This is a genomic window from Acetobacterium fimetarium, assembly GCF_014284475.1.
Lineage (GTDB): Bacteria > Bacillota > Clostridia > Eubacteriales > Eubacteriaceae > Acetobacterium > Acetobacterium fimetarium.
Genome location: NZ_WJBC01000004.1, coordinates 170,063 through 182,553 on the forward strand (window position 1 = coordinate 170,063; position 12,491 = coordinate 182,553).

Annotated in this window: 12 protein-coding genes; all 12 read right to left on the minus strand. The window is 47.5% G+C overall.

The features are described 5' to 3' along the window. Window positions 1-12 precede the first annotated feature (12 nt). The 12 genes from GH808_RS04530 to GH808_RS04585 all read right to left on the minus strand — a co-directional run bounded on the left by GH808_RS04530 (window position 13) and on the right by GH808_RS04585 (window position 12,445). On the minus strand, window positions 13-732 hold the full coding sequence (locus tag GH808_RS04530; RefSeq protein ID WP_186841597.1) for a response regulator transcription factor: 720 nt from the start codon (window positions 730-732) through the stop codon (window positions 13-15). A 199-nt stretch (window positions 733-931) separates the two neighbouring features. Then, window positions 932-1,768 carry a Fic family protein gene (locus GH808_RS04535; RefSeq protein ID WP_186841598.1) on the minus strand — a complete coding sequence of 279 codons (837 nt, stop codon included), beginning with the start codon at window positions 1,766-1,768 and terminating at the stop codon, window positions 932-934. A 199-nt stretch (window positions 1,769-1,967) separates the two neighbouring features. Continuing rightward, window positions 1,968-3,740, minus strand: a complete 1,773-nt coding sequence (locus GH808_RS04540) for a cobaltochelatase CobT-related protein (RefSeq protein WP_186841599.1) — start codon at window positions 3,738-3,740, stop codon at window positions 1,968-1,970. A 33-nt stretch (window positions 3,741-3,773) separates the two neighbouring features. Next, window positions 3,774-4,697, minus strand: coding sequence for an AAA family ATPase (locus GH808_RS04545; RefSeq protein ID WP_186841600.1), 924 nt, complete (start codon window positions 4,695-4,697; stop codon window positions 3,774-3,776). A gap of 287 nt (window positions 4,698-4,984) precedes the next feature. Beyond that, window positions 4,985-5,926, minus strand: a complete 942-nt coding sequence (locus GH808_RS04550; protein ID WP_186841601.1) for a transketolase family protein — start codon at window positions 5,924-5,926, stop codon at window positions 4,985-4,987. A 1-nt stretch (window position 5,927) separates the two neighbouring features. Further along, window positions 5,928-6,737: a transketolase gene (locus tag GH808_RS04555; RefSeq protein ID WP_186841602.1), complete on the minus strand. Its 810-nt coding sequence runs from the start codon at window positions 6,735-6,737 to the stop codon at window positions 5,928-5,930. A gap of 21 nt (window positions 6,738-6,758) precedes the next feature. Next, a complete protein-coding gene (alr, locus tag GH808_RS04560) occupies window positions 6,759-7,946 on the minus strand; it encodes an alanine racemase (protein WP_186841603.1) in 1,188 nt (395 codons plus the stop codon). A 4-nt stretch (window positions 7,947-7,950) separates the two neighbouring features. Next, the gene (locus tag GH808_RS04565; protein ID WP_186841604.1) at window positions 7,951-8,640 is read right to left on the minus strand and encodes a 5'-methylthioadenosine/adenosylhomocysteine nucleosidase; all 690 of its coding nucleotides are present in this window, start codon (window positions 8,638-8,640) and stop codon (window positions 7,951-7,953) included. Beyond that, the gene (ispF, locus tag GH808_RS04570; RefSeq protein ID WP_311135750.1) at window positions 8,637-9,122 is read right to left on the minus strand and encodes a 2-C-methyl-D-erythritol 2,4-cyclodiphosphate synthase; all 486 of its coding nucleotides are present in this window, start codon (window positions 9,120-9,122) and stop codon (window positions 8,637-8,639) included. The genes GH808_RS04565 and ispF overlap by 4 nt, the downstream gene beginning before the upstream one ends. Window positions 9,123-9,366: 244 nt before the next feature. After that, the gene (locus GH808_RS04575; protein WP_186841606.1) at window positions 9,367-10,062 is read right to left on the minus strand and encodes a tRNA threonylcarbamoyladenosine dehydratase; all 696 of its coding nucleotides are present in this window, start codon (window positions 10,060-10,062) and stop codon (window positions 9,367-9,369) included. A 1-nt stretch (window position 10,063) separates the two neighbouring features. Further along, complete coding sequence (argS, locus tag GH808_RS04580; RefSeq protein WP_186841607.1) at window positions 10,064-11,743, minus strand: arginine--tRNA ligase; 1,680 nt, start codon at window positions 11,741-11,743, stop codon at window positions 10,064-10,066. A gap of 270 nt (window positions 11,744-12,013) precedes the next feature. Further along, complete coding sequence (locus tag GH808_RS04585) at window positions 12,014-12,445, minus strand: YwiB family protein (RefSeq protein ID WP_186841608.1); 432 nt, start codon at window positions 12,443-12,445, stop codon at window positions 12,014-12,016. Window positions 12,446-12,491: the final 46 nt, after the last annotated feature.

The following is a 12,491-nucleotide window of genomic DNA, read 5'->3' on the forward strand; positions in this document are numbered from 1 at the left end:
AACCGATCCATTTTAGTCTTCTAAGGTCTCGAACATATACCCGGTTCCCCAGATCGTTTTAATGTATTTGGGTTTGTTGGGATTCTCTTCTATTTTTTCTCGGATTTTCCGGATATGCACATTCAGAGTCCCATCGCTGAAAAAGGCATCGCCCCAGATATTAGCAAATAACTCGTCTTTGGAAATCACCCGGTTCTTATTTTCATATAGGTATTGAAACAGCTTGAATTCTTTTGTTTTAAAACCAGCATCTTTTTCATCGACGTAAACCTTCATGGCGTCACCATCAATTCTCAGGTTTTTGCAGCAGTTATCGTCTTTGCCTTGAGAAACCCCATCAGCACTGGTCTCAGCTTTTAAAACCAGCGCATCATACCGTTTGATGATCACCTTCACCTTAGCCAGCAGCACACTGAGCGAATAGGGCTTCTTGATGTAATCATCGCCGCCGATGTTCAAGGCAATCAGCACATCGTCATCACTCTGCCGGGCGCTGATAAAGAGAATCGGCACATCGGTTTTTGTGCGGAGTTCCCGGCACAATTCAAATCCGCTGTCATTGCCCAGATTGATATCCAGCAAAATCAGTTTGACCCCATTCGTCTTAACAAAGCCCATGCAGTCATTATAATCCGTGACATACGCCGCCGTTACTCCGAACATTTCAAAGTATTCACAGGTCGCTTTTGCCAGCTCGACCTCATCATCAACGATCAAACAATCCCAGTTCACATTTTCTCCAATCCGCCTGACTGAGGCGACCAAACGCCCAAGTCTGACTTTATCCTTACGCTCTTTTAAATAATCATATCATTATTCCCGTGTAAATGCATCCATTTAACACAAGAAGTGGTCGGCGGTTCTGGCTAGATTTTAAAACTGCTGAACTGGCGGTTGTTTCAGAAATCCGCGTAAAAAAACACCCTTTTGTTTATCCCTCTTTTGCCAGAAATTCTTCCTGGTCCAACAGGATGTGATCGGCATGAAGCAATAAGTTTTCATAGAATTTGATCAGATAGCTATCTGTGCTGTCGATTTTTTTTGCCAGATTGGTATAATTTGCCCGAACCAGCGCATTTCTGAAATAACTGGCATGCTTTTCAAAAGGAGCGTTGTTAACGGTGAAGCCCAGGTCATTCAGGTACTGAACCATGAACACGGCTACAGTTCTGGTGTTTCCCTCCCTGAAAGGATGAACCTGCCAGATGGAAGATGTGAAGGCTGCCATGCTTTTTATCGTCTCATGAATTTCCATACCCGCATATTTTTTCTTGCGTTCAGTGTCAAAATCATAACCCAGCGTATCTTCAATCATGAAATAATTGGCATAAGTCACCGTTTCCCCGTTGAGAACCGGTTCCATTTTGTAAATGTTTTTCTCCCTGAATTTACCAACCCACTTTTCCGGTAAAATATCTTTAAAAAGATATCGATGAATGCCTTTGAGGGAAGCCGGACTAAAAACAAAACCGGAGTTATCGAGTAAGCTGGCGATGCGGGTTGAAACAAAATCACATTCACGTTCTCGCTGATTCTGATCGTCTTTCGGCAGTGTTTTATAGTGATTGACCAGCGCCTGCTCAACCTCCAGATAAGACAGTCTCCCGGCGAAATGAACCGGTAATAATGTTTCAGTCAAATATTCTGACGGATCAAGTAAATCGATTTTATTTAACCCAAAACCCGTTTTCCAGTATTTTTCCTTTTGTTCCGGATTGATTGTTTCTTCAATTTCCTGATAGTTTTCTTCATTTTTTCGATCAGTCATGATTCATTGCTACCCCCTTTATCGTTAAATCGAACTGTTTAACAACAATCCTGAATCTGATAATTTTAATATTCTATCATATAACATAATAATTATTATACATTATAGCAGCTCTTTTTAGGTATATCTATTTCAGCGTTTTTGTAATCAAAAACCGCCAGTTCCGGCAGCCTTAAGCGGCCGAGTCTGGCGGTTGTTTTTAATTGGCAATAATCTGTTTCAGATATTTGATGACTAGATCTGCGAAGCGGTTGATGTCCTTGATGTAGGCAAAATCCTTGCCATAGATCAGTTTTTCGGCCATCAGATCCTGTTCTTTCCCGGTGAAAACGCCGAGCACCATGATGCCCAGCTGTCTGGCCAGGCGCACCTCGCGGGCCGTATCGGCGATGGCGACGCGTCCCCGATAGGCTTCCCTGACATCATCCACCTGGCCCTTGCCGACCTTGATGTCGTTGGGGCGCCCGTCACTGAGTACGATCAGAATTTTATTATCCTCCCGGCGCTTGAGCAAATCCTCGCAGGTGGCCTTGATGGCCAGACCGTCCCGGTTGTTGCCGGAACAGAAATATTCGAAAATATTGTCATTGGCCGATAGCGGCGATTCGTAATCCCTAAAACGCTTGATGACGGTGTAATCGAGAAAACTGGAAAATCCCAGCACCCGGTTGGGAATCCCCACCAGTGTCAGTGCCTGGGCGATAATATAAGACTGAATGGCCACCTTAGACTGGTTGCGGCGCTGAGACCCGGAAGAATCCATCAGGATATCCACCACAAAGCTGCCCTTGTTGTTGTCGATGTTCTTCACAAAAACCTTGTGGTTGCTGCTGCGGTTGATCCGCCAGAGTTTGTTGGCCACCAGCAGACCGGCGTCTGACGGAATGGCATCCATGATTTCCTCCTGCACCAGCGTGCGGGACATGCTTTCCTTCAGCTTATTGACATTCCGCTTGCAGATCTTGAAATTCGCCCGGAAGACTTCGACATTTTTCGTCTGCTGGCGCTTGACGTATTTCTGCTGAAACTCGTTTCTTGAATCGCTCCGGATGACGCCGTCGGTCATATGGATCCGGCAATTGCCATGCTCGCCCTGACAGACCCGGTTCTGCAGCTTTTTGACCTCACTGATCGGCAAAAATGAACTGCCGTAGTAATAAGCCACTTTTTCATAAATTTTTTCCAGGTCTTCCTCCTGGACTCTGAGAATCTGGGTGCCAGACTGACCATCGCTGCCATTTGACATGTCCCCCTGGGATTCGCCAAGGAGGGCATCGGCCAGTTCTTCAACCGAAGCTTCGATTTCGGATTCCTCGGGATCGTCATCGTACAGTTCCTCCAGCATGAAGTCGCTGAAATCACCCCGCAGGCGGTTCTGCTTATCTCTTAAGTCTTTTTTCTCATCCTCGTCTGCTTCCACAAAAAGCGGGAAGTAATCCATATAGATGGCTTCGATGCCTTTGAGAAAATCAACGGTATCTTCCCGGTGCTGCAGTGCCAGCAGCGCTTTTTTGAGTCGGCTGGTGTCCGCATCCAGCATCACGCTTGTGCCCATCTTTTCGAGAATGATCGCATGCTCCACCTTCTCCATCAGGTTGTTGGTGTGAAGCTTGTAGTAATTCGCGAAGATATCGTCATAGGCCTTTTTCCGGATATCATAGACGCCCGGCCGCTCGGCGATAATTTTTTCTTCAACGACCACATCGCTGCCCATCGAGATCAGCCCCAGGACAATGTCCTTGTCGAATCCGGCCCGATAACGGCTGATCACGTATTTCTTGACTTTTGTCCAGTCGATGAATTTCCGCCGGCCGCCGGCGGTCACCGCATGATACAAGGCGACATTTTCCGAAATGAAGCTCTTTTCGCCGCGGTCCATGTTTTCGTCATAGTCGCCCGAGATCGTCCACATCAGATTGGTAATCCGATTGTCAAATTCATAATCTTCATAAATCCATTTGGCGTCCTTCAAGCCGATCGCCTCCCTTCCCGTGCATTCGGAGATTTAGAGATTGCCAAAAACATCCGCGGCTTCCCAACTTTCCCGGATTCGCGTCTTGATGACGTCCAGGACCAGTTCTTTTTCGTACTGATCAAAGGTTTTTCCGACCACGCCCATGTCCACCGCCAGCATCGGTTTAAGTCCCCGTCGGATGGTTTTGAGACTGCCGATGATGCCCCGCAGATCGACTGATTTGGTCGAAATCTCGGAATTCTTGGATTTCTCCTGAAGATCCAGAAAAATGCCGGCAAACTGCGGCAGGATTTCTTCATTGGCATCCGGGAAGTATTCCCTGAGGATGATCATCAGGGTCTCTTCTTCAATCTGGGGAATGTCGATGGTCATAAAGCGGGAAACCAGGGCTTCGTTGAGCTCTTTTGTTCCGGCATATTCATAGTTCATGGTTCCGATAAAACGGGTCGCCTCATGGAGTCTGATTTTTTCATAGCCCGGCACATCGATGACCTTGCGGTAATCCAGTGCCGAATGAAGCACAACCAGGGCATCATTCTTGGCCATATTGATTTCATCGAAAACGCCGAATCCGCCGTTGATGGCGCACTCGTAAACCGAGCCTCTTCTGAGCTTGACCTCGTTGTCGATAAAGGTATCGGTTCCGATTAAACTCGTACTGTCGGTGTTGACATGAAATGACGTGTTCCACTGCGGCCGGTTGAACAATTCGCAGATATTATCCGCCAGCACATTTTTCCCGGTCGCTTTCGGTCCGGACAGCAGGATGTTCTCGCCCTCCAAAATAGCCGTAATGCACATCGCCCAGATATCTTTGCCGTAAAACACGGTTTCCGTTGTTGGTACCCGGTCCTGAAGTTTTTCTTCCAGTTTATAGAATTGTCGGAAATATTTTACATCGTCAAGAAGCTTTTCGTTCACTCCCTGTTTTAATAGTTCTTCGGTTAATCTCATCTCTGTTTCCTTTCTGTCAATGCCTCGCATCGATTTTACCTGTTTCTTATTCAGAATGAATTGAATATACCATATAATCCTTATAAATCAAGCCAAATCAGTGAAAAAAGCAAAATTTTTCTCCGCTTTTCACCAAATCCTCTGCCGGCCAATTGCTGTATAATAAAAAGCAGAGTCACGAAGACCCTGCTTTTTATGTGAATAAAGTTTTAACTGGCATTCCGACTATAGACAAATAGCGGTAGTAGTCCCGACAATTGGTCGGTACGGGTTATTGACTGGCCAGCCTAGCTTTTTCTGGAAATAGCTTTTTTAGCAGCAGCGACAACATCCTTTGCGGTCAGGCCGTATTTTTCCATCAGCGGCGCCACTTTTCCGGATTGTCCAAAGAGATCTTTGATGCCGACGCGTTCCATTGGAACCGGCGCCGTTTCGCAGAGCACTTCGGCAACCGCTCCCCCGAGACCGCCGATAATGCTGTGTTCTTCCACCGTTACTATCGCTCCGGTTTTAACGGCAGCCGCTTCAATGGCAGCCGCATCGATCGGCTTGATCGAACCCATGTTGATCACCTGGGCAGAGATGCCCTCTGCTTTGAGCAGGTCGGCCGCTTCCAGCGCCGGTCCGACCATCAGTCCGACGGCGATGATGGTGACATCACTTCCAGCTTTAAGCAAGCTTGCTTTGCCGACTTTAAATTCGTAATCTTCATCGAAGATTACCGGCACATCACTGCGGCCCAGACGAATATAAACCGGTCCGTCAATTGCAATGGCGGCATCCATCATTTTTACGGTTTCTACGGCATCAGCCGGGCATAAAACCGTCATATTCGGAATCACGCGCATCAGTGTGATGTCTTCCACGGACTGGTGCGAACCGCCGTCCTCGCCGACCGAGATGCCGGAGTGGGTCAAGGCGATTTTCACATTGAGCTTCGGATAACAGATGCTGTTACGGACCACTTCATAGGCGCGTCCAGCGCCAAAAATGGCAAAAGTACTGGCAAAAGGAATTTTCCCGACTGTTGCCAGCCCGGCTGCCATTCCCATCAGATTTGTTTCTGCAATCCCGGCGTTAAAATGACGGTCGGAGCATTCCGCGGCGAAAATATTTGTCTTGGTTGCGCCGGATAAGTCCGCATCCAGAACCACCAGGTTTTCCATTTTTTTGCTCAGCTCAACCAGGTATTCGCCGTAGGCTTGTCGTGTTGATTTCATTTCTGCCATTTTATGCCTCCAATTCTGCCAATGCCTGTTTAACTTGCTCAGCATTTGGTCCTTTTCCATGCCATCCGGCATTGTTTTCCATAAAAGATACACCTTTTCCTTTTACGGTCGTGCAAATGATCACCGTCGGTTTGTCTGCCGATTTTTTTGCCGTTTCAATCGCTTTTCGCAGCTCGTCAAAATCGTGGCCATTCTTAACCACGATGACGTTCCAGCCAAAAGCGGCAAATTTTTCGTCAATCGGATAAGGAGACATGACATCACAGACGGCGCCGTCAATCTGAAGATTGTTGTTGTCCACAAAAGCAATCAGATTGTTGAGTTTATAATGACTGGCGGCCATGGCGGCTTCCCAGACAATGCCTTCCTGGATTTCGCCGTCGCCGAGCAGCGCAAAAACTTTATAATTTTTCTTGTCCATTTTCCCGCCGAGTGCCATGCCGGTTGCGACCGAAATACCCTGGCCCAATGAGCCGGTTGACATATCAACGCCCGGAACTTTGTTCATATCCGGATGTCCCTGCAGGATCGAACCCAGCTGTCTGAGATTCTCCAGCTCTTCTTTCGGGAAAAAGCCTTTTGCTGCCAGGGTTGCATAGAGCAATGGAGCCGCATGACCTTTCGATAATACAAAACGGTCACGGTCTTGCGCCTGGGGATTTTTTTCGTCCACATTCATCTGCTCAAAATAAAGCAGGGTTACAATTTCTACCGCCGATAACGATCCGCCCGGATGTCCCGAACTCGCTTTACCAATCATTTTCACTATATCTTTACGAATTCCCCTCGCGGTTTCTTCTAAAAATGCCATCTGTTTCTCCTCGTTTTTAATTTAATTCATATCACTTTCAACCGTGTGCTGCTGATCCAATATATCCCGCCGGATGTTCTTGACGACGCCGTCTGCCAGGTAAACCCGGGGCACGCGTTTGTTCACCATACAGGTTATTTCATAATTGATGGTGCCAATCGCCGCCGCCAGCGTGTCGGCCGAGATATTCTCGCCGAATATTTCGGCTTCGTCATAAAGACGGATGTCGTCAAGCTCGGAGACATCCACCATGCACTGATCCATGCAGATGTTCCCCACCACCTGGACGAGTTTCCCTTTGATCCAGACTTTTGCCAGTCCGCTGAGCATCCGGGTAAATCCGTCCGCATAACCGATCGGCAGAGTTCCAATCAGACAGTCCCGGCTGGCCACAAAACGGTTACCGTAACTCACCGAATCGCCGGGGTGAATGGTTTTCAGATAGACGATGGTTGATTTCAGCGTCATCACCGGCTTCAAATCAATTTTCGATCGATCCACTTCGTCTGACGGATACAACCCGTAAAGGATGATCCCCGGGCGTACCATATCAAAATGAAGCCCTTCCAGATCAAAAATCGCGGCGCTGTTGGCGATGTGTTTGATGGGAATTTTGATGTTTTTTTCCGCCAGCTTTGCAATGATGTCCGCGAAACGCCGAACCTGTTCCATGGTATAGGTCTTGTCTTCTTCATCCGCTGTTGAAAAATGACTGTAGAGTCCCTGAAGTTCAATCCCCTTGAGCTTGCTCATCGTTTCAATGACGGCTGGCGCTTCACTAAAGCCAAGCCCGATTCGGCCCATTCCCGTATCGACTTTGACGTGAATCGGATGTTTGATGCCCAGTTCTTCGCAATACTCTGATATTGCGGTCGCAAAATCCATCTGATAGACACCAGGGATCACTGCCCACCGGATCAGGTCCGGGATCAGCTCTTTGGGGGTAAAACCCAAAAGTAAAATCTCACAGGTAATCCCCCCCTGACGCAAAACGATGGCTTCATCCATAAAGGCGACCGCCAGCATATCCGCGCCGGCGTCAACTAGGGCCTGGGCACATTCCAGACTCCCGTGTCCATACGCATCCGCTTTTACAACCCCAAGGATTTTAACATCCGGTCCTACGATTTTTCTGACTTCTTCATAATTATGTGTCAGTGCATCCAAATTAATTTCTGCCCATGTCGGTCGAAGTGCCAATTCATCCATCTTTCTATTCGGCTCCCTGAGCCATGCTCAAAACAATGGACACGCCATTTTTAATGGAAGCTTCCAGATTGTTTTTATAATCGTCGGCAAGGTTGTCATCTGCCTTATCCGATATTGAACGAATAATCAGATACGGCACCTGATTCAAGACGGCAACCTGTCCGACGGCCGCCCCTTCCATTTCCACACAAAGACCATTGAATTCTGCCAGAACTTTCTCTTTGATTTCGCGGGAGTCCACACCTAAATCGGCAGTCGCAATCCGACCGATACGGTATGGCGCCTTGATTCTTTGTGCTGCTTCTTCCGCCAGTTTGATCAGCGTCTGATCCGCTTTGAAAAAGGTGATATCCATATTCGGAATTTCTCCCAGCGGATGTCCAAACGCTCTGGCATCCATGTCGTACTGGCAGCTGTCTTCAGAAATCACAATATCGCCAATCTCAAGATCGGGATGGACGGCTCCGGCTACCCCCACATGAATAATGGCTTTCACCTTAAAGATGTCGATCAGAATCTGAGCACACATGGCGGCATTGACTTTTCCGATGCCGCTCTTCACCGTCACAACTTCTTTCTGGTTGAGTTTTCCTTTGAAAAAGGTCATCCCGGCATGGGTGATTTTAATGCAATCCTCCATCGCCGCTTTGATATCCCTCATTTCGCTGTCCATGGCTGCAATAATACCAATCATTTTATTATTTCTCCTTTCACAAGACTCACCACTGCGTTGGCAGCAATTCCCTCCTGACTTCCAGTGAAGCCAAGGCCTTCTTCGGTTGTCGCTTTGACACTGACACGATCCCTGGATAAATCCAGCGTTCTGCCGATATTTTCGGCCATCATTTCCATATAGGGTCGCAGTTTCGGTGCCTGAGCAATGATGGTTGAATCAATGTTGTTGATCCGATATCCCTTCTCGTTTACCAGTTCTCCGACTTTTTTCAGAAGCACCAGACTGTCACAGCCTTTGTAGGCTTCGTCGCTGTCCGGAAAATGCTTTCCGATATCTCCGAGGGCCAGAGCGCCCAGGAGTGCATCCATGATGGCATGAACCAGAACATCCGCGTCTGAATGTCCCAGGAGACCGCGAGGATGTTCGATTTTTACTCCGCCTAAAATGAGTGCCCGGTTTTCAACCAGACGATGGACATCATAGCCTGTACCTATTCGTATCATCTTATTCCTTCCAAACATTTTATCAATTAAATTTAATCATATTTTCTGTCGTTTGTACAGGGCTTTTCAAATTGTTTCAGCCTGCACAGGTTTACATGATTCGCTTTTCCGAACCCCGGCTTGTTGTTTATTCATACCTCTTTTAACCGGATTCTATCATAAAAAAAAGCAAGAAACACGCTTGCGTGTTTCTTGCGGTTTGTGACAAATTCCGTACCGACCAATTTGGTACTACTTTAGTTTAATCTTCCGCTTTCAGAAGATCCCGGACAACTTCTCCGGCAATCAGCAGTCCGGCAACCGACGGCACAAAGGCGATGCTCCCCGGCGGTGTTTCCCTGATGATCGGCTCTTCTCTTGAATAAAGCACCTTCAGCGACTTGATGCCCCGGTTTCTTAGTTCTTTGCGCATGACTTTTGCCAGCGGACAGACGGATGTTTCATAAATATCGGTAATCCCAAAAAGACTCGGGTCCAGCTTGTTTCCGGTTCCCATACAACTGATCAGCGGCACTTTGTTGTCCTGACATTTCACTGCCAAATCGATTTTTGCCGTCACCATATCCACGGCATCCACCACATAGTCATAATCTTCCAGATGAAACTTATCTGAATTTTCCGGTGTATAGCATTCATGCATGGGGTGAACAATACAAAGCGGATTGATGGCGATCAGCCGACGCGCCATGACCTCCACTTTTTTCTTTCCGATTGTTTTCACATTTGCCATAATCTGGCGATTCAGATTGGTCGGATCGATGATGTCCTTGTCGACGATTGTCAGAAATCCCAAACCGCTTCTGATTAACCCTTCCGCCACAAACGATCCCACACCGCCAACGCCAAACAGAATGACCCGCGCATTCCTGAGTTTTTCCAGTCCGGACTTGCCGATAAGTTTCTCCGTCCGATCGAAAATTCCTGTCTCTGCTATCATTTTACATTCTTTCCGGAGCCGAGATGCCTAGAATTCCCAATGCATTCTCGATCACCTGCTGCGTCGCTTCAATCAGGGCAACTCTTGCCTTCATCAACACTTTATCTTCAACCCGCACATGACAGGCGTTGTAAAAGCTATGAAAAGCGGAAGCCAGATCAATCGTATAACGCGTAATTTTGCTTGGATCCAGTCGGTCTTCGGCAGCCAGGATTTCATCCGGGAATAAAGAAAGGACTTCGATCAGATTGAATTCTTCTTTTTCAGTCAGGCGCGTTAATTCAAGCGGCGCTGCGGCATCCAGTTCTTCGGTCATCTGTCTGATGATGCTGCAGATCCGGGCATGGGCATATTGCACATAGAACACCGGGTTATCGCTGGATTGTTCCATGGCCAGATCCAGATCGAAATCGAAATGGCTGTCCGGCGACCTAAGATTAAAAAAGAAGCGGGTGGCATCCACGCCAACTTCATCGATCAAATCCGTCAGGGCGATGGCTTTGCCCTTCCGTTTTGACATCCGGGTCACTTCCCCGTTTCGCAGCAGTCTGACCAGCTGCATGATCACGACATCGAAATTGTCTGCCGCGTCAATTCCGAGCGCTGTCAGCGCTCCCGCCAGCCGGGCAACATGCCCATGGTGATCCGCGCCCCAGACATTGATGCAGCGGTCAAAACCCCTGGTGATATATTTATTCGCGTGATACGCGATATCGCCCATGAAATAAGTCGGTATTCCATTGGCACGAACCAGCACGTCGTCCTTTTCTGACCCGAATTCGGTTGACTTGAACCACAACGCGCCGTCTTTCTCGTAGGTGTAGCCGCCTTTTTTCAAGCGCACAATCGTATCTTCAATGGCACCGCTGTCGTAGAGGCTTTGTTCTGAAAACCAGACATCGTAATGAATGCCGTAAGCTGCCAGATCGCTTTTTATCTGATCAAGGTTCTTGTTCAACGCGTAATCGATGAGCAGCTCTTTGCGTTCGGCGGACTCCATCGCTTGATGGACGTCGCCATGCTCGGCAATAAAATTTTTCATATGCTCGGTGATGTCCTCGCCCTGATAACCGTCTTCCGGGAATGGAACATCCTCGCCCAGCAGTTGCCTGTAGCGGGCATCCAGAGAATCGCCGAATTTGACGATCTGGTTGCCGGCATCATTGATATAGAATTCTCTGGTAACCTCGTATCCGGTCCAGTCGGCGATGGACGCCAGAATATCGCCAATCGCCCCGCCCCGGGCATTTCCCATATGCATAGGGCCAGTCGGGTTGGCTGAGATGAATTCCAGGTTGAAGGTTTTGCCCGCGTGCTTTTGGCTGCGTCCGTAATCTTTTTTCATCGCGGCGATCTCTTCCAGCACCGGATAATGCCATGATTTCTTCAGCTTGAAATTGATAAAGCCCGGTCCCGCTATTTCCACCGAGTCGATGCAGGAACCCTCGGTTTCGATGTTAGCGACTAATGTTTCAGCAATAAAGCGTGGCGGTTTTTTTGTTTGTTTTGGCAACTGCATCGCAATATTGGTTGAATACTCTCCGTGCTCTTTTTCTCTTGGAATTTCCAGGAAAAGATCCGGCATCGTTTCGACGGCAAAGGCTCCCGAAGCGACGGCTTTATCCAGCGCTTTCGCGGTTATCTCTTTTATCTGCTCACTTATCTTATCGCGTATATACATTCTGTTTCCTCTCACTTTTCTTTTATGTTTAGGTATTTGTGAAACTTTTATAACACAAACAGAAGTTGCTTTGATGTCGGTTTCCGCAACCAATTTGGTAACGTGTAGGCGAACAGTCCTAAGACTGTCCGCCGTACAGTGTACAAATTGGTTCGCGCAAACCGGCAGCGAAGCTCACAATCGTTTTGCAAACACCTATTCTTTCATTTTAACGTTAAAGGAGAAGCACCCTTGGCACTTCTCCTTTTCATGGCTTTCCTGTCCCTGGTATTACTGGGTGATTTTAATGTTTAAAACATTCTGGGAATTAGTGACGCCCTCAATTTCAATGTCGTAATCGACGGATACCTTGATCGGTTCCTGATCCTCGTTATAATTGACAAATACGTCCTTGGTGAAAATTCCCATGGTCACATCCCCATAAGGTGTGGAATACCACGTCAGGTTGCGTTTTCCGCTTTCGAACTCCATAATGGAATTGGTGGTTCCCAATCGAATGACCGATACTTTCTGATCGTCGACACATACCGTCGTCGTCGTCCCTTCCATTCCTGAAACTTCCGATTCCGCATAAGTGACGCATGATCGATTATTATCTTTATATAAGTCTCCTTCGGTCAAAAATTCCAGAGTTTCTTTATCTTCTTCATCCTTTATCGTTCCCGAAATGGATAACCATACTTTTTTTCTTTGCTCAGTCATTGATTCCCTCCTGGAGGTATAATTTCTCAAACCATTAAACCATTGA